14 protein-coding genes are annotated in these 18,197 nt (G+C 43.5%); 7 read left to right on the top strand and 7 right to left on the bottom strand.

The features are described 5' to 3' along the window. Positions 1-309: 309 nt before the first annotated feature. Positions 310-1,230 (top strand): bifunctional precorrin-2 dehydrogenase/sirohydrochlorin ferrochelatase, encoded by a 921-nt coding sequence (locus OU793_RS06405; protein WP_140103903.1) that lies wholly within the window; start codon positions 310-312, stop codon positions 1,228-1,230. Between the two features lie 127 nt (positions 1,231-1,357). On the opposite strand, the gene OU793_RS06400 is transcribed toward OU793_RS06405, so the two are convergent. Beyond that, positions 1,358-1,840 (bottom strand): YajQ family cyclic di-GMP-binding protein, encoded by a 483-nt coding sequence (locus OU793_RS06400; protein WP_005457116.1) that lies wholly within the window; start codon positions 1,838-1,840, stop codon positions 1,358-1,360. 34 nt (positions 1,841-1,874) lie between these two features. Next, positions 1,875-2,927 (bottom strand): 3-deoxy-7-phosphoheptulonate synthase, encoded by a 1,053-nt coding sequence (locus OU793_RS06395; RefSeq protein ID WP_005457114.1) that lies wholly within the window; start codon positions 2,925-2,927, stop codon positions 1,875-1,877. 382 nt (positions 2,928-3,309) lie between these two features. Here OU793_RS06395 and OU793_RS06390 point away from each other — a divergent pair, with 382 nt between their 5' ends. Then, positions 3,310-3,807 carry a DUF4442 domain-containing protein gene (locus OU793_RS06390; protein WP_029845557.1) on the top strand — a complete coding sequence of 166 codons (498 nt, stop codon included), beginning with the start codon at positions 3,310-3,312 and terminating at the stop codon, positions 3,805-3,807. A gap of 17 nt (positions 3,808-3,824) precedes the next feature. Here the strand turns inward: OU793_RS06390 and OU793_RS06385 are convergent, their stop codons facing one another. After that, positions 3,825-5,177 carry a hypothetical protein gene (locus OU793_RS06385; protein ID WP_005457111.1) on the bottom strand — a complete coding sequence of 451 codons (1,353 nt, stop codon included), beginning with the start codon at positions 5,175-5,177 and terminating at the stop codon, positions 3,825-3,827. 191 nt (positions 5,178-5,368) lie between these two features. On the opposite strand from OU793_RS06385, the gene OU793_RS06380 reads away from it, so the two are divergent. Beyond that, the gene (locus OU793_RS06380) at positions 5,369-6,202 is read left to right on the top strand and encodes a S1 RNA-binding domain-containing protein (protein WP_140103902.1); all 834 of its coding nucleotides are present in this window, start codon (positions 5,369-5,371) and stop codon (positions 6,200-6,202) included. Positions 6,203-6,484: 282 nt separating this feature from the next. Here OU793_RS06380 and rsmF read toward each other — a convergent pair whose 3' ends face one another. The 4 genes from rsmF to OU793_RS06360 form a co-directional block, all read right to left on the bottom strand. Further along, positions 6,485-7,984: a 16S rRNA (cytosine(1407)-C(5))-methyltransferase RsmF gene (rsmF, locus tag OU793_RS06375; protein ID WP_274647740.1), complete on the bottom strand. Its 1,500-nt coding sequence runs from the start codon at positions 7,982-7,984 to the stop codon at positions 6,485-6,487. Between the two features lie 130 nt (positions 7,985-8,114). Beyond that, entirely contained in the window at positions 8,115-10,763 is a 2,649-nt protein-coding gene (mam7, locus tag OU793_RS06370; protein WP_140103900.1) for an MCE family putative adhesion factor MAM7, read from the bottom strand. Next, positions 10,756-12,003 carry a paraquat-inducible protein A gene (locus tag OU793_RS06365; protein ID WP_005486416.1) on the bottom strand — a complete coding sequence of 416 codons (1,248 nt, stop codon included), beginning with the start codon at positions 12,001-12,003 and terminating at the stop codon, positions 10,756-10,758. Before OU793_RS06365 ends, mam7 begins: the two co-directional genes overlap by 8 nt. A gap of 24 nt (positions 12,004-12,027) precedes the next feature. Continuing rightward, complete coding sequence (locus OU793_RS06360; protein WP_140103899.1) at positions 12,028-13,824, bottom strand: ABC transporter ATP-binding protein; 1,797 nt, start codon at positions 13,822-13,824, stop codon at positions 12,028-12,030. A gap of 92 nt (positions 13,825-13,916) precedes the next feature. On the opposite strand from OU793_RS06360, the gene OU793_RS06355 reads away from it, so the two are divergent. From OU793_RS06355 to OU793_RS06340, 4 genes are all read left to right on the top strand, one after another. Continuing rightward, positions 13,917-14,390: a GAF domain-containing protein gene (locus OU793_RS06355; protein ID WP_140079210.1), complete on the top strand. Its 474-nt coding sequence runs from the start codon at positions 13,917-13,919 to the stop codon at positions 14,388-14,390. Between the two features lie 97 nt (positions 14,391-14,487). Then, the gene (gene proQ, locus OU793_RS06350; RefSeq protein WP_005458274.1) at positions 14,488-15,117 is read left to right on the top strand and encodes an RNA chaperone ProQ; all 630 of its coding nucleotides are present in this window, start codon (positions 14,488-14,490) and stop codon (positions 15,115-15,117) included. Positions 15,118-15,134: 17 nt separating this feature from the next. Next, entirely contained in the window at positions 15,135-17,141 is a 2,007-nt protein-coding gene (prc, locus tag OU793_RS06345) for a carboxy terminal-processing peptidase (protein WP_159404107.1), read from the top strand. A gap of 194 nt (positions 17,142-17,335) precedes the next feature. After that, a complete protein-coding gene (locus OU793_RS06340; RefSeq protein WP_021448557.1) occupies positions 17,336-18,001 on the top strand; it encodes a hypothetical protein in 666 nt (221 codons plus the stop codon). Positions 18,002-18,197 lie beyond the last annotated feature (196 nt).

Raw genomic sequence — 18,197 nt, 5'->3', positions numbered from 1 at the left:
TCTCAAATATATAATTTAAATAGAGTTTTGAGAGAACTTCCAAAGCTCCTTGAGAATTAGAATGACGAAATGTTAATTGTTTGTAAATAGTGCAAAACTCGGTCAATTTGGTGCATCAGAACAATCAATAGAAGAGTGAATAAAATGAGAGAATAAAAAGTTGTTATTAAATCTATCATTAGCCTAGCTCGACTGAGTTACGCAAAAATTTGAACAAAAATTATTTGTGATGTCGAAACAGGGTGATGTGTTTGCCCCATTTTTGGTAGCATGAGTAGCAATAGCAAATAAGAGTAATCATGGATTGAAATGCGATATTTTCCTCTGTTCTTAGATTTAGTGAATAAACCAGTACTTGTTGTTGGTGGTGGAGAAGTGGCGAGCCGTAAAGTGGAAGCGCTACTAAAGGCTGGGGCGAATGTCACCATTGTTTCTCCAACTTTGGTTGAGTTCTTATCAAGGCTTGCCGATGAGCACCAAATCCATTGGGTGCAACGCTTTTATTCAAGTGACCTTGTCACAAAACGTTTTGTGCAAGTGTGGGCCACCACTGATAACCCAGAGCTGAATCACCAGGTGTATAAAAATGCCAAAGAACTTGGCATTTTGGTCAACGTCGTAGACGACAAACCGTACTGTGACTTCATCACACCTTCAATGATCAACCGTGGCAGAATCCAGATTGCAATTTCAAGTGGTGGAGCGTCTCCGGTACTGATTCGCAATATTCGTGAAAAGCTTGAAGCGATTCTTCCTCAGAACATGGGTTTGATGGCCGAGTTTGCCAACTCGAAACGTAATTCGATCAAAGAAGCGTTACCAAGTGTCGATTTACGCCGTAAGTTCTGGGAGCAATTTTTCTCTAACCCTGATGTTGAAAACGCGCGTAATAACCGCGAGCTTGAAACCATCTATCAGGCAACGATGGCAAACCCATTGGATGAGAAGGGCAGTTGTACTTGGATTCCTCTCGGAAAAGACGTCGAAATGCTGCCAATCAAAGCTGTTCGCTACATGCAGCAAGCCGAACTCGCGCTGTATTCGACTAAGTGTGAATCAGACGCAATGGAGCTGGTAAGAAGAGATGCCGAACGTGAGGCCTTTTCAAATGCGGCAGAACTGTCTGATAAGTTAGCCAAAGCGAAAAAAGACAACTTACGCGTGTGCGTGTTCATTCCTCAAGGCACAAGCGAATTCATGTTGCTGCAAGGGCAAGATCTTGTGATTTAGTTTGTGAAGCTTTAGCAAAAACAACGCTCTAAAAAATACTGACAATAAAAAAGCGCCGACGAAAAATACGTCGGCGCTTTTATTTTGCTTCTTCTAACTGGTATCGAATACCAATTAGCAAAACATATTAATCACGGAAGTTGTTAAACTGGAACGGTTGGCCTAGCTCCGCTTCACGGATTGCTGCGATAGTTGCTTGCAGGTCATCACGTTTCTTACCAGTTACACGTACTTTGTCGCCCTGGATAGACGCTTGTACTTTTAGCTTCGCATCTTTGATTAGCTTAACCAGTTTTTTCGCTGTCGGTGTATCGATACCTTGGCGGAACAGGATGTTTTGATGCCAGTTTTTACCCGTTACTTCTGGGTTTTGAGCGTCCATTGCATTTGCATCAACATTACGTTTTGCCAAGTGGCCACGTAGGATGTCGCGCATTTGCTTAAGCTGGAAGTCACCTTCCGCAGACACTTTTACGTTTTCTTCTACTAGCTCAAAGCTCGCATTTACGTTGCGGAAATCGAAACGAGTAGACAGTTCACGGTTAGCGTTATCAACGGCGTTACGTAGTTCAACGGTATCGATTTCTGAAACAATATCAAACGATGGCATGAAGATTCCTTGATTATCTTGTTATATGGATGAATTACTTAGTGGATTTTACAGCTTCTGCCAGCATATCTAGCATCGTTACTGTATCGTCCCAACCTAAACAAGGGTCAGTAATTGATTGACCGTAAGTTAGGTTGTTAATGTCAGTCATTGGCTGGTTGCCTTCCATAATGAAGCTTTCCGCCATGATACCCGCAATGCGAGTGCTGCCTGACTTAATTTGAGTACAAATGTCACTTGCAACATCAAGCTGTTTTCGGTGTTGCTTCTGACAGTTTGCATGGCTGAAGTCTACAATAAGACGCTCAGGTAAACCAAACTCAGCAAGTGAATCACACGCTTGCTTCACAGACGCTTCGTCAAAGTTTGGACCTTTTTCGCCGCCACGCAAAATAATATGACCGAATGGGTTGCCACTTGTGCGGTACACCGTCATACGACCATTCTTATCTGGCGAGTAGAAGTAGTGTGAAGCTTGAGAGGCACGAATCGCGTCAATCGCGATTTTCACATTACCGTTTGTGCCATTTTTAAAGCCAACAGGGCAAGATAGCGCTGATGCCATTTCACGGTGAATTTGAGATTCTGTCGTACGTGCGCCAATTGCGCCCCAAGTGATCAAATCCGCAATGTATTGGCCAGTGATCATATCAAGAAACTCAGTAGCAGTCGCAAGACCAAGCTTGTTGATATCCAGTAGCAGTTTACGAGCTTTGTGAAGGCCAGCTTCAAGCGCGTAAGAACCGTCTAGGTTAGGGTCGGTGATAAGACCTTTCCAACCAACTACTGTACGAGGCTTTTCAAAGTAAGTACGCATAACGATAAATAGCTCGTCTTTGTACTTATCTTGGATTTCACTCAGGCGTTTCGCGTAATCAATTGCGGCTTCAGTATCGTGAACAGAACATGGACCAACGATAGCAAGAAGGCGATCGTCTTCACCTGTTAAAATGTTTTCAATCTGACGACGAGATTGAGCGATGCGATCTGCAACGTCATCCGTGATCGGATGTACACTACCTAGCTCCGCTGGGGTAGGCATTGGACCCAAAGGTTGGGTTCTCAATTCATCTGTTTTTATAGGCATGTTATAGCTTTATTCTCTATTGCGAAGGGGTAAAGATAACGGAATTACAGGCAGGAATAAACCGTTTCACGGGAATCTTCCCCAGGAAATACCGAATTGTATACAAAGGTGTTGGTATTCATTTAAATGACTTATGTATAAATGACAAAACTTGATCATTAAATCAATATATATACATTTGAATTTATAACCTTTTCTTCTATCTCACCTTCGGTCAAGCGAGTTTAGTGCGACGAATCTCATGCTTCTCTATTCGAGCTAGGTGACACTGTCACTGAAAGTATGCTCAATAACTGTCTAGATCTAGCTTTTGTTAACATTTCTTTGACATCTATTTCATTCGTTGATTAACTGGTCAGAGTAGTTTGGTAAGGAGACCAACATGTTATCAGCAGTACGTCGCGCAAATTTGTATCTCAATCTCTTTGGCTTTTCGAAAGTGCCTCTGATTTGGCTGTGTCACCCAAAAATTATCGCCATTGATAGTAAGCACGTTGAAGTGCGCATTCCACTTCGACGACGAACAAAGAATCACCTAAACAGTATGTATTTTGGTGCATTAGCCGTTGGTGCTGATGTGGCTGGTGGTTTTCTTGCGATGAGCAAAGCTCAGGAAAAAGGCGAGGCGATTTCTTTAGCATTTAAAGGAGTGAAAGCGGAGTTTTTAAAACGTCCAGAAGCGGATGTTCATTTCGTTTGTAATGACGGCCATGTCATTGATGATATGCTAGACCATACCATTGCCACTGGTGAACGTGTTAATCGTGATGTGAAGATCATTGCACTGTGTCCGAGCCTACATGGGCAGGAGCCGATGGCAGAGTTTGCGCTTACTCTATCCATAAAAAAAGCAGCTCAACATACAAAGAAGGCTGCTTAATAGTTTGAATCCGTTTTTTAATTGAGCTCGATTTTCTCGATAGAGACTATTTTCGAGCGGTTTAGCACGACTTTCCAACGGTAGTAAACGGGCGCATCAGTGTGGTTGTCTTCTTTGACGATCACATTGAGTAAATGACGTTTCTCTACAGACTCTTTGGTCACTTGCCCTTCATTTAGACGATAAACGCGGTTTGAGCTCTTATCCATTAGGCGGATGATCGGGCGCAAACTGATGTTCAACGTTTCTCGAGTCTGTTCATAACCACTTAAAAAGAGCGACGTCGCCATTTCTGTTTTTTCATGGTAGTGAAGAATTTGTTCTTCTCTTTGAACGACGCGTTTTTTACGAATCTGTTGAATCTTGTCTGGCAAGCTCGATAGCGTTTTATAATCAAGCCATTCTAATTTTTTACCGACGACTTTCTTCGTCGTCGGGTCGATGTACTTTTTACGCCACTTAGGTTTGCCTTTACGAATCCAACGCCACATCGCATCACGCAGATCATCTTTAAAAATCTCGCGTAAAGCATAGATAAAAGACATCGCTATAATGAAAGACGCTGAGATCTCGCCAAGGTAGTCTCGGGCTAGAATAACGGTCGATGTCACTACGACCATAACCAAGCCCGTCGCAATCCCTTTAATCGCTCGCTTGATGTTGTTACCCATGGAGATAGTTTGCTCACGCAAAACAATAGGGTGTTCAATCAGACGTCTTAACAAACGCATTTTGTTTGAAAGACGCGTCACGTCTTCAACCACGCGTGGAGAGTTGTATTTGTTTAGCTTGCGATGCGCTTGTTCTTTCTCACACAGAGTAATCAAACGCTGTTTAATGGTGCTGTAATCGCCTTCTCGAGGAAGATGAGCGACGAGAGACAAAAACTTCTGCTCGGTATACCACGACAAATAGTTATCAATATTAACGTAGTAACGCTTTAAGTTTTCTTCATAAGGGATAGAGCGTCTCAAGCGTTTTAAGATCTCAAGCGTCAACTCAATGACTTCGTCCACTTCATCTTCTGTAACGGAGTTGCTCTCGTGCTTATTCAAACTCGCCACCGCTTTGTCTAGTGCGATAACGTACTGGTAGGCGAATAAACTCAAACTTACGCGGTATTGCTGATTAGAAAGACGTCCGCGCTTCGCTAATCGGCTGTGAACAAGCGGCAATAGAATTTCTGTACTGTAATAAGCACGTTGCTGAGTGATAGAAGTGTAATAAAATTCGGATTCACTGATGATATCGGCGTTTAAACCAAGCTCACCAGGCACAAAGAAGTAAATATCTAGGTCGACACTTTTGCTTTCTGCGAGCGCGTGGCTAATTTTTAATGTTACTGAGTCTTGTTTATCGACGGTGACCAAAGAAAGCTCCTGACTTTGCTAAAGCACTCTAGCCTTACGTAATGTAGTTGAGCGTGTAAGGTCGAGATTGCTAAGAGAGTGACTGGGGCAAATAGCCGAGCAGACAGCATAACAGAGAGGTTTGCTTTTCTCTCTGATTTTCTTGTTAGTTTAGGTATAATTCCGTGTAAATTTTAAGAGAGACAATATCAATGATTAAAATTGGTCAAATTAACAGCTTAGAAGTCATTAAAAAGGCTGATTTTGGCGTATTTCTGGATGGTGACGATTACGGCTCTGTTCTGCTGCCTAACAAACATGTATCTGAAGGCACTGAACTTGGCGATCACATTGAAGTATTTTTGTACTTTGACTCAGAAAGCCAACTTGCTGCGACCATTGACAAGCCAATCGCCCAAGTAGGCGAGTGGGGCTTGATGAAAATCGAAGGCATCAATCAAACGGGTGCATTCGTAAACTGGGGCATTAAAGAGAAAGACCTTCTTATCCCATTTAGTGAGCAACGAGCTCGCTTTACTGCGGGTCAAAACATTCTGGTTTATGTTTACACCGATAAAGCGTCGGGACGTATTGTTGGTACGACGAAGTTCAACAAGTGGCTTGATAAAACGCCAGCAAACTACGAAGTAAACGAAGAAGTTGATCTGATTATCGCAGAACGCAGCCAACTTGGTTACAAAGCGATTGTAAACGGCAAACACTGGGGCATGATTTTCCCTTCTGATGTGTTTGGTAAGCTGTTTATCGGTAAAAAACTGAAAGGTTACATCAAGCAAGTCCGTGAAGATGGCAAAATTGACTTATCTCTACAAAAAGTCGGTGTGGCGAAGATGGATGATCTTTCAAGCAAGATTATTGATCTCTTGGAGAAGAAGGGCGGTTTCCTTCCTCTGAACGATAAGTCTTCGCCAGAAGCGATTTTTGATGCTTTCCGTACAAGTAAAGGCACGTACAAAAAGACCATCGGCGGTTTGTACAAGCAAGGTAAGATTGTGATTGAGAAAGACGGTATCCGTCTCGCTTAACTTATCTGCTTAAACGCTAGAAAGTAGCCAAAAAAACGGCCCAAACTCTTCCATTTTTTGGGCCTAGGGGAAACGGCTCTACAGAGCCTGCGCTAAACTTTCGTCAACCATTTATTGGGTGGTTAACGTAGAGAGAAATGCCGTATCAAAGCGTTACGTTGATATCTTCAGTTTAGTACAGCGAGCTTGAATCGCTAGCAGCCCTACGAGCTTTCATACTTACGAACTAAAAAGCCATCGCAAATACGATGGCTTTTCATTTATTTATGGTTCGTCATTTCTTTAAAATAAGTTCTTATCTCGTACTAACTCACGAGGAAGACCATTTTTAATGCGGTTACTGACCCACTTACCTAAACCGATAATCGCACCTTGGTACTTAACTAGCACTTCACCTTTACCCGTTTTCAGTCCTTCTGGAATGATTTGAGGACGAACATCACGGCCCATGTACCATTCACGTGCTTCTTCAATCGTTAGCTCAATAGCGTTGTTTTCAGCACCCGTCGCCAGCGCGGTAGCGACTTGGTGTTGCCAACGGTAGCCATTTTTATGTGCTTCAGCGATTTTAATGCCCATGCGAGAAAAACGTAATTCGCCAATCATAGGCTCAAGCGCATCTGGGAATAGCCAAACGTCTTTATCTCGGAGCCAAACCGTACTTTCGGAAGGTAACTCAATATCCAATGCGTTGTGTAGTTGCTTTTCTCGGAGCCAAACCGTACTTTCGGAAGGTAACTCAATATCCAATGCGTTGTGTAGTTGCTTTGAAATCTCTTCTGATTCTTTCTTCGACGCTTTTACGAACGGGAATTTGCCCATGCGCTTTTTCACTTGTGGCGCCTCTACAGAATGGTGTTTGCGAATACGCGCAACAAAGAAGCCTTCACAGTCATAAACCTGAGGGAAGATGTGTAAGAAACCTTCTTCTGTTAATGCGGCGTTTGCATTTTCAAATAATCCATCCAGACTCTCAAACTCAACCGCGTCACCAAAGGTTTCTTTTAAGTGATGGCAAACTTGCTGGTTTTCCTCGGTACTTAACGTACACGTTGAGTAAACTAGCACGCCACCTGGCTTAAGTGCGTGGAATGCGCTTTCGATGAGATCTTTTTGCGTATCTGCGATTTCTAGAACGGACGCTTGTGTCCAGTTCTTCATGGCATCTTCATCTTTACGAACTGTGCCTTCGCCAGAACAAGGGGCATCAAGCAATACAGCATCAAATTGTTCAGGTAACCAACCACCAAAAACGCGGCCATCAAAGTTGCTCAAAGCGGCATTGCGTACACCACAGCGTTCGATGTTGGCATGCAGAACTTTTACGCGGCTTGCCGCGTACTCGTTCGCGACAAGTACACCTTCATTTTTCATTAATGCGGCGATCTGCGTGGTTTTTGAACCTGGTGCAGCAGCGGTATCTAGTACCGCATCGTAAGATTCGTCATTCATGAATAGGGCAGATACAGGCATCATCGAGCTGGCTTCTTGAATGTAGAATAAGCCAGACATGTGTTCTGCTGTGTTGCCTAATGGTACAACCGACTCGTCGGCTTCAATCCAAAAACCAGTGTCACACCAAGGGACGGGTGACAATGTCCATCCTTTGTCTTCCGCGCGCTTAACAAAGTCTTCCACACTCATTTTGAGCGTGTTTACGCGGATACTTTTGCGAAGAGGCCTTTGACATGCAGAGATGAAATCTTCCATGTTGAGGTTCGCAGGAAGGATAGTTTGGATTTTTTCCAGAAACGCGTCTGGGATGTAAACATTAGGATGCAATGTGGAATCTCGTTTGCAGAATTTGCCGCAAATAATATACGAAAGCGACGCAGAAACGAATAGTGACAAGGTTAACGACCATAAAAAAGAGCAGCGATTGCTGCTCTTTACATCGAATCAATATCCCGCCTTAGGGCTTAGGAATTGGCGTTCTCCATTGAACCCAACTTTCATCGGCACGTGGGTAAAGATAGAAAGAGTGACCACGTTTTGCAGCTGGTGGAATTTGTGATTGCTCTGGCGTTGAAAACGCAATGCCACCACGCACGAGGCTATCAATCGTACCTGCTTTGATGTTCGCACCAGTAATACCGATAGAAACATCCACACCAGACACATTCCAGAACACGCTGTTTTGACGCACTAAATACGCGTATTCAGGTTTGATCTTGATGGTGGAAACCACGCGATCAGCGAACTCGCCCAAGCGAACATCGGTAACTTGACCAACTTCCATTTGACGGTAGAGAACAGGAGTGCCGACTTGAACCGAACCGCGTTGCTCACTTTGCAGGGTAAACATGACGCCTTCTACACGGTCAAACCCTTTTTCTAATTGGAAATCGAACTTCGCCTTACCATTACCCGGTTCAACGCTGATAGATTTTGAAACCAGCGCACCTAAGTTCTTCACGCCGCCAAGGCCAATTTCAGGTTCAGTTAGCCAAAAATGCGTGCCTTCTACCGCGATATTTTCCACGTATTCCGGCAAAATTCGGGCGGTGACTTCAACCAGATTGCGACGGAAATTCGGTACGACAAGCGTCACTTCACCTACCTTCACGCCTTGGTATTCAATCGGCATACCTTTAAGTACTTCTTGCGTGCCGTCTGTTTCTAGCGAAATGACTCGACCAAATTTGCGCGCTTTTTGCTGATCAGCGTAAAGTTTCCAACGTTCTCCGACTTTGTTTTCCACGCCAGGCACGGAATCAAAGGCAATTCCACCTTCAATTAGAGATTTTAGTGGATGTGCTTTAACGCTAACGCCAGAAAGTGAGGCATCAATTTCGATACCTGAACGATTCCAAAAAACGGTTTGTGGTGTGATCAGATAAGCAAAGCGATTTTCAATGGTCGCTTTAATCAATACGCCACCATCGACGAGATGAAAGTCCGAGACGTTACCTACAGGCAGATTTCGATAGAGTAGAGGGCTGCCTTTCGAAATTGGTGGTAGCTCTGAAGCAAACAGCATTAATGTTTTCGAGCCAGTTTTGTTGTATTGCGCGAGTTCTGCTAACGATTCGTTCTGGAACAGTTGGTATTCTTTCTGAATCGACTCAGAACCTTCACTGACGAAACTGATAGAACCGGTCAGTAGTTGTTTTGCTGGCGGAACAGTGACGCTCAACCCAGACTCAGTAAGCTCTGCAGAAGCGCTACCAGTCACGTAAAAACGGTTATTTGACTTAATAAGATGCTTGTATTCGTGATCAATCAGCACATCCATAAAGACTTCGTGCTTCGCTTGTTTTTTCTCATCAACCAAACCTACGTTGATGATGGAGCCTACCACAATGCCTTTATAGAGCACGTTCGCGCCGCTATCTAAACCAAATGAATTGTCAGAAATTAGGCGAATCGCGATAGACTTTTCTTGCTGTTGATTAAATACGTTTTTGCGAATTGCAGTGAAGCGGCGAGAGCGTTCGCCGTCGCCAGGAACGATAGTGAGGAAGTTTCCTCGAACTAAGTTTGCGATGTTTTCGACACCAGACAACGACACTTTCGCTTCTTCCAAAACAAAGCGAGTGCCAGTGGTAAGCATGTCACTGAAAGCAGGCTGAATTGCTGCTGACGCCAAAATGACTTCTCGTCCTTCAGAAAGGCTTAAGTCGGTGACCTGACCAATTTCAATGCCACGGTACATGATTGGTGCGCCTTCGCTGCTGACTTTATTGTCGTCAGGTAGAGCAATTTTGATCGCAATGCCTCGACCTGCTGTTTTTAAGTCTTTGTATAAGCGGAACTCGGTATTTTCTTCCACTGGTTCGCCATCGTCCGGAGAGTCAACGGCGATAGCGCCACCAAGTAGGGCACTCATGCTTTCTAAGCGTACGTCAACGCCTTCAAAACCTATACTTGCGCCAATGCCGCTGACGTTCCAAAAGCGGCTGCGGTCATTGATGATGTGTCGATATTGCTCTTGGATATTAGCTTGAATAGTAATGGATTTTGCATCTTCATCCAGTTGGTAGCTGTAGACCGCACCGATAGGAATTTTCTTATAGACAATCTGAGAGCCAATCGACACGCCGCCTAAGTCTCTGCTTTTAAGCTTGATGTTCAAACCCTGTGAAACACGTAGGTCCGTTGGCGCCGAATCGAGAGCGTGGAATGTGGTCTCAAATTCTTGACCGTCCCCCGGTTGGATAGAGATGTAGTTACCAGAAACAAGCGCATCCAAGCCCGACACACCAGTTAAACTCGCGGTTGGTTTAACAAGCCAAAAACGCGTTTTATCGTTTAGTAACTTCGTTGCTTCAGGGTAGATGTCTGCATCCACGTAAATGCTGCCGAGATCTTCGGACAAATTAATGTCACGGACCATACCGACTTCCAAACCTTGGTAACGGATAGTTGTACGTCCCGCCACCAAACCAGCAGCGTCGGAGAAGTAAATCTGTACTCGTTGCCCCGCATCATGGATGGACTTCACCACAAGCCAGCCGGCGAGCACCATCGTCAAAATTGGCAGTAGCCAAAGTGGAGATATGCCTTTGCTCCTCTTAACATCAGGCACATACGATGTTTGAGAATTGTTCTGATCACTCATTAATTGACTCTTTTTCTGATTGTTTTGGGGCTTCATCCCAGATTAGCCTTGGGTCAATACTCTCTGCGGCTAACATTGTCAGCACAACGACTAAACCAAACGCGACCGCGCCGTAACCTGGCGTAAAGTCGAGTATTTGACCGCGATCGACCAAGGTCATCATGATAGAAATAACAAACAAGTCCATGACAGACCATTTACCGATCCACTTTACTGCAAAGTAAACCATCATTCGTTGTCTTCGAAACACCGAACGCTTGAATTTGATGCACAGCATAATATAGGCAAGGCCGAGGATCTTAACGACTGGCACAACGATACTGGCAACAAAAATAATAATGGCGATACCATACATTCCGCTTCTGACCAAAGACGCAACACCAGAGAAAATCGTATCTTCAAGGCGTTGACCGTTGGTTATCAAAATCGAAATAGGAATAAGGTTAGCAGGAAAAATCGCGATAGTAGCCGCGACTAGGTAAGCCCACGTTTTTTGAATCGAGTTTGGCTTACGATGATAGAGCTCATGATGACAACGTCGGCAACGCTCACCTTCAGGTTGAGAGAGATGACACTCGTGACAATGCACATCTTTGTGTTCGAAAGAGTACGTGTTTTCCGGTTTCCAAGCTTCCCAATAACGACGAACGCTGATGCGTGATACCAGAAGAACAGTAAATATTTGCAGCAAGACCAAGCCAATCAAGCCCGGGCCAACAAAAATATCTGAATAGTCTTGAAGCTTAAAACAAGAGATCGCAATGCTGACCAAAAATACATCCAACATTACCCAATGTTTCAAATGTTGAATCAGCCACAGTGAGACGCGCAGCCCCTTAAACCATCTTTGATGCAATGAGATATGTGCAGTCACGACCGAGACACATACGGTCAATGGGGCAAGTGAGCTACAAAATAGAATTAACAATGAAAGAAGAACAAAGCCTTCTTCCATCAAGGTTATCATCCCAGAGGGTAAGGTTGCCGGAATCATCACACCAAAAAGCCTGATGCTAATGAAGTTAAAGAAGTGCGACGGAATAAATAGCAGGATACAGGTTATCGCGACCGCTAAATTACCAGAAAGGCTAGGGCTGCCTCCGCGATATAATTGCGTGCCACAGCGTGGGCAATGTGCATTTTTACCGTTAGGTAAATCGACAATATCGACAGGGAGTTCGCAACCTTGGCATAAACGCACACTATTAGGTTGCATGGCATGCTTAGACAGAGAGGTCATAAAGACCTCTCTAATAAGAAGGGTTTAAGCTTGGGACTGAATGCCCCCGTACAAGGTTTGATATAAGCCTTCTTGCTCAACGAGCTCACCATGGGTTCCTGTTTGTGTCACTTTCCCATCTTCAAGCACATAGATCAAATCTGATTGTTTTACTGCCGATAGACGGTGCGCGACGATTAAGGTTGTTCGACCACGTAGGAATTCTGTTAGCGCTTTATGTAGTGCAGCTTCTGTTGCAGTATCGAGCGCAGACGTGGCTTCATCTAAAATAACAAATTGAGGATTGCTTAACACCATACGTGCAATCGCTAGGCGTTGGCGTTGTCCGCCGGATAAACGAATCCCGTTGCGGCCAATTTGCGTATCCAAACCGTGGTTAAGTTGAGAAATCACATCTTGTAATTGAGCAACTTCGAGCGCTCTCCACAAAGACATTTCATCAAAGTGACCACCGAGCGTCAGATTATGCCTCAAGGTGTCGTTAAATAGTATAGGTTGCTGTAATACCACGGCAATTTTGTCGCGGATCACTTCAAAACCAATATCTTCTGTTAACTCATCATTAAAACGAATGCTACCTGCGTTCTGTCGGTAAACACCAATTAGCAGTTGAATCAGTGTTGATTTACCACCGCCGCTCGCGCCCACTAACGCAACTTTTTTGCCCGCTGGAATATGTAACGACAGGTCATCCAACACTTTGTTCTCATTATTATATGAGAAATCCACATGCTCGATTTTTACATCGACTTCGCGTGTTTCGTTGAAAGGATTCACCTTCGAGACAGGTCTATCTTCTTCTTCCAACTCTAGAAGGTCGTTAATACGTTTCAATGCGGCTTTTGCGCTATACCAAGAGAATTGTATTCCAAGAAGCTCTTGAACAGGGGACAACATAAACCATAGATAACCAAATACAGCGAAAATTTGGCCAATTGTTAGGTCACTAAACATCACCATTAACATGGCAACCGCACGGAATAATTCAAAACCGATTAAGAAGAGTAAGAAAGAAACTCGACCAGCCGCTTCTGATTGCCAGGCGTATTTGTCAGCATCGACGCGGACTTGATTGGCACTCTCTTTTAACTGCTGAAGAAATTCGCGCTCTTTATTGGCAGCGCGCAGCTGGTAAATACCATCCAACGTTTCTACCAGTCGGTTTTGGAAAATTTCGAACGAGTGGTTTTCTTTACGCTTGAGATGCTTGACCATACTGCCAAGTTTGCGAGAGAAATAAATGACAATAGGGTTTACGAGTAGAATAAATAAGCCCAGACGCCAATCTAGCCAAAGCAGAACGATAGCGGTGCCTATTACGGTCAAAAAGCTGATAACAAACTTTGCGAGTGTCGAACCAACAAATTGATCGATGGTTTCTATATCAGTAATAAGGTGGGCGTTAATTCCTCCACTGCCTTTGGTTTCGTACTGACGAATACTGATTCGACCCAATTTGTCGATCATTTTACTGCGCATCTCAAACGTAATGGTTTTCGATACCAGTGTGAATTGACGACTTTGAACAATGTTCAACGCTTGGCTGGCTGCGCGCATGAGCACAACTAAAAAAAGCGTAAAAAAGATATATCCAGTTGGGGTATGCCACGCTTCAGGAAGCACAGCGTTCATGGCAGAAAGACCAGAGGCAGGTTTGTCCAATAGCACTTCATCAACCATTAATGGCATAAGAAGAGGGATTGGAACACTAATCAAGGTCGCCACAATAGCAATCAAGTTCGCTAAAATCAGCTTTGACTTGTGCTTTTTAACTTGTGTTATCAACCAAGAACGGCTAATAGTGTCATTTTTCGGAATCATTGTAATTGAGAATAAGTCCTATTTTAAAGTAGGTCAGCATTTTAGCGCCATACGAAGAGAATGGAAGCTTTAATAATAAGTAGGAAGTTAATATGAACATAGAACAATACCAACGACTCACCAAACAAGCAGTAGCCCTAATTGAATCTGAGCCAGACTTTATCGCTAACTTGGCGAACCTAAGCTCTTTACTATTTATGGAGCTTGAAGACCTCAACTGGGCAGGCTTCTACCTAACAAAAGGGGATGAGCTTATATTAGGCCCATTCCAAGGTAAACCAGCTTGCGTTCGTATCCCAATGGGACGAGGCGTTTGTGGTACAGCTGCAAAAACAAATACTACTCAAAGAGTATACGACGTTCACGAATTTGAAGGTCATATCGCATGTGATGCCGCGAGTAATTCTGAAATTGTGATTCCGTTTTCAATCAATGGAAAAGTTGCTGGCGTATTGGATATCGATAGCCCAAGTATCGGTCGATTCAATGAAACAGACGAGGAAGGTCTCACACATTTTATGTCAGAAGTAGAAAAGCTGCTTAATTCACACGCGAACGACGCATAAATTAGCCCACGAGTGTGGTTTTTCCTTGGCATGTCACTATAATACGAGAATATTTTTCTTAATGCTTCGCGGAAATCCGCTCAAATCAGGAACCCTCATGACTGAAAAGTTAAAAAACAGCAAAGAAGTTATCGCATATATTGCTGAATGTTTCCCTAAGTGCTTTACTTTAGAAGGTGAAGCAAAACCTCTGAAAATTGGTATTTTTCAAGATCTTGCGGAACGTCTAAATGAAGACGAAAAAGTAAGCAAAACTCAGCTTCGTGCAGCGTTAAGACAGTACACTTCATCATGGCGTTACCTACACGGTGTAAAACCAGGTGCGGTACGTGTTGACCTAGATGGCAACCCTTGTGGTGAACTAGAAGAAGAACACGTAGAACACGCTAAGGCGACACTTGCTGAAAGCAAAGCGAAAGTTCAAGCTCGTCGTAAAGAACAAGCACAGAAAGCTCGTGAAGAGGGTAAGGCGAAAGCAAAACCAGCGGCTAATAAAAAGCCTCAACAGCCTCGCCGAACTAACAAACCAAAAGTACAAAAACCAACTAAGCCTGTAGAAACGCGCGCTCTAAATGCTGATGAAATCACAGTAGGCAATGCAGTAAACGTGAACATGGGCAAAGGAAACATGGCAGCGACCATTGTTGAGATAAATAAGGATGATGTACGTGTTCAACTTGCTAACGGCCTACAAATGGTTGTAAAAGCGGAGCACTTGCGCGCATAAGGGAGATACTCCTACGCATGAATTGCCGTTCAAAAGTGACCCTGATTGCTGCTAGCTTATGGCTAGCAGCATCAGCTCAGGCTCTCGAAGCCAAACTACATAAAGATGACTTGCCGGTTCTCGTTCCTGAAGTTCAGCACGAAACAGCCAGCAAACGAGTCACCTCTCGATTTACCCGCTCTCATTATAAGCATTTCAATCTAAACGATGATTTCTCTAAAGCGATCTTTGAACGCTATGTAGAAATGCTTGATTACAATAGAAATATTTTCACTCAAGCGGATATCGATTCCTTCAAAGATTGGTCAATTGAACTTGATGATCAGCTTAAAGCTGGTAACAACAAGATTGCTTTTGATGTTTACAATCTTTCTATGCAAAAACGTTTTGAACGTTTCGCCTACGCGATGACTTTGCTCGACAAAGAGATCAAGTTTGATAACGCAGACGAGATTGAACTAGATCGATCAGAAGCCGCATGGCCAAAGGATGAAGCTGAGCTTAATGAGTTGTGGCGTAAACGCGTGAAATATGACGCTTTGAATCTAAAACTGACGGGCAAAGAATGGCCTGAAATTAAAGAAGTTTTAGAGAAGCGTTATAACAACGCGATGAAGCGTATCACACAGACCAACAATGAAGACGCGTTCCAGCTTTATATGAACGCCTTCGCAAGACAGGTCGACCCTCATACTAGTTACCTTTCTCCTCGCAACGCCGAGCAATTCCAATCAGAAATGAACCTGTCTCTTGAAGGGATTGGTGCCGTTTTGCAAATGACAGATGACTACACTGTTATTCGTTCATTGGTAGTTGGTGGCCCTGCGTCTAAGAGTAAGCAACTTGGTGAAGGGGACCGCATCATTGGTGTTGGTCAAGACGGTGAAGAAATTGTCGATGTGATTGGCTGGCGTCTGGATGATGTAGTTCAATTAATCAAAGGTCCTAAAGGAACAAAGGTTAATCTACAAATCTTGCCAGAAGGTAATGACGCAAAGAGTTACATTGTCACAATTGTGCGCGACAAAGTTCGTTTAGAAGATCGAGCGGTTAAGTCAGAGATCATTGAGAAAGACGGCAAGAAGATTGGTGTTCTTGAAGTACCAAGTTTCTACGTCGGTCTTTCACAAGACACAGACAAGCTACTTACTGACCTAAAAGCGAAAAACGTTGACGGTATCATCGTTGATTTACGTAACAACGGTGGTGGTGCTCTTACTGAAGCAACAGCACTTACTGGCCTCTTCATTAAAGAAGGCCCAGTCGTACAAGTGCGCGACAGCTATGGCCGCATCAAAGTTAATGCTGATACCGACGGACTGGTAAGTTACGATGGTCCTTTGACGGTATTAATCAACCGCTACAGTGCATCGGCATCTGAAATTTTCGCAGCTGCAATGCAAGACTACAACCGCGCCGTCATTCTTGGCGAAAACTCGTTTGGTAAAGGTACGGTTCAGCAGCACCGTTCATTGAATCATATCTACGATCTTTTCGATAAAGAGCTCGGCTATGTTCAATATACGATTCAAAAGTTCTACCGCATCGATGGCGGCAGTACTCAGAACCGTGGTGTAGCGCCAGACATTGCGTACCCAACACCAATTGATCCGAGTGAAACCGGTGAAAGTGTTGAAGACAATGCTCTGCCTTGGGATAGCATCGATAAGGCGACTTATCAGACATTTCCAGATAACGACAAGTTGATTGCAAACTTGACAGAACTTCACAATAAGCGAATCGCTGATGAGATGGAATTCCGCTTCATTAACGAAGACATTGAGAAGTATCGTAAAGAAAAAGACGACAACATGTTGTCTCTAAACGAGAAAGTCCGCAAAGACGAGTCAGATAAAGCAGAAGCATTACGTTTGAAACGTATTAATGAACGTCAAACGGCTTTGGGTAAGAAAACATTCAAATCTTTGGATGATGTGCCTAAAGACTACGAAGCACCTGATGTTTATTTAGATGAATCTGTTGCGATTATGGTTGATATGCTTAAAGCACCAAAACAGTCATAAGCACTGGCAATTCAGTACAAAAAGGGCGAGTCCTAAGGGTTCGCTCTTTTTTTATGCCTTTTAGCCTGCAAAGTTGACGGCACAAAGTCGGTTGTGCGCTTATTTTACTGCAATAATTTACGTGATATAGATCAAATATTTCGCGAAATAGAGCACCAATGCCTAAGCTAAAAGAAAACGATAAGGATGCCGATATGAAATGGTTCTTTATTTTGCTTAGCTTTTGCTGCTTAAGCGTGTTCGCTGGAGAAAACACAAAGGAAGACGATCTTAGTCACTTTGATACGCCGTTTCTGATTGGGGATTGGTATTTAATGAATCCGAGGCCCGACGAATCGGCTGAAAACTTCCGAGCGATCAAACTTTCTTTAGGCTCTGATTACACATTCTCCATTGATATTCAGAAAAAAGATTATTCTGTTGATCATTGGGAAGGTATGTATAACGCCAATGAAGACACAATTGTTCTTGGATTGAATACCGATGAGCCCCAAATTTACGCTTACCGAAACAATCACAATACCTTGGATTTAAACGGTGTCACTTTTACTAAAGGGTTATCGAACGCTTTAGCCGGTATTTGGTCAAGCTCTCATGTCTCTGGCGATGGATTGATGGCAAATAACATTAACCACATGGATCTGATTTTGCAGCCTGACTTCGTGTTCTTGTTCCGTGTCTCAAACGAAGCCGGTGAAGAGTCCGTTAAACAAGGCGTGTTTTACACTGAAGACGAGTATTTAGTTCTTTTGTATGAAAACGGCGAGCAGGGCACAACGTACAAACTTAAAGAAAATGAACTCACCATCCAAGATAGTAGTGGTGATATGTATGCCGTACTCAACCGAGTCACACAATGAGTCATTCATATTGTTGATTCTATAAATGAGTATTCATACGGCAAACTTGTAATGTTGAGTAAATGTTAATCAGAAAGCGGAGCTAACCATCAAAAAGCTCCGTTTTTTTATAGAAAGACTTGTATTCTGATACCACAACCCATACAAATAGCTTATATCGTGATACCAGTTAAAGGGTTTGAGACCTGTAAACTGG

Source organism: Vibrio sp. VP6 (assembly GCF_028823755.1).
In the GTDB taxonomy this organism is placed as follows: Bacteria; Pseudomonadota; Gammaproteobacteria; order Enterobacterales; family Vibrionaceae; genus Vibrio; species Vibrio parahaemolyticus.
This window is presented reverse-complemented; position numbering and strand designations above follow the sequence as displayed.

Coding starts and splice junctions, on each gene's coding strand:
- OU793_RS06365 (WP_005486416.1), bottom strand. CDS start 12,003: ATGACCTCTCTGTCTAAGCATGCCATGCAACCTAATAGTGTGCGTTTA.
- OU793_RS06355 (WP_140079210.1), top strand. CDS start 13,917: ATGAACATAGAACAATACCAACGACTCACCAAACAAGCAGTAGCCCTA.
- OU793_RS06390 (WP_029845557.1), top strand. CDS start 3,310: ATGTTATCAGCAGTACGTCGCGCAAATTTGTATCTCAATCTCTTTGGC.
- proQ (WP_005458274.1), top strand. CDS start 14,488: ATGACTGAAAAGTTAAAAAACAGCAAAGAAGTTATCGCATATATTGCT.
- OU793_RS06405 (WP_140103903.1), top strand. CDS start 310: ATGCGATATTTTCCTCTGTTCTTAGATTTAGTGAATAAACCAGTACTT.
- OU793_RS06395 (WP_005457114.1), bottom strand. CDS start 2,927: ATGCCTATAAAAACAGATGAATTGAGAACCCAACCTTTGGGTCCAATG.
- prc (WP_159404107.1), top strand. CDS start 15,135: ATGAATTGCCGTTCAAAAGTGACCCTGATTGCTGCTAGCTTATGGCTA.
- OU793_RS06380 (WP_140103902.1), top strand. CDS start 5,369: ATGATTAAAATTGGTCAAATTAACAGCTTAGAAGTCATTAAAAAGGCT.
- mam7 (WP_140103900.1), bottom strand. CDS start 10,763: ATGAGTGATCAGAACAATTCTCAAACATCGTATGTGCCTGATGTTAAG.
- OU793_RS06360 (WP_140103899.1), bottom strand. CDS start 13,824: ATGATTCCGAAAAATGACACTATTAGCCGTTCTTGGTTGATAACACAA.
- OU793_RS06340 (WP_021448557.1), top strand. CDS start 17,336: ATGAAATGGTTCTTTATTTTGCTTAGCTTTTGCTGCTTAAGCGTGTTC.
- OU793_RS06400 (WP_005457116.1), bottom strand. CDS start 1,840: ATGCCATCGTTTGATATTGTTTCAGAAATCGATACCGTTGAACTACGT.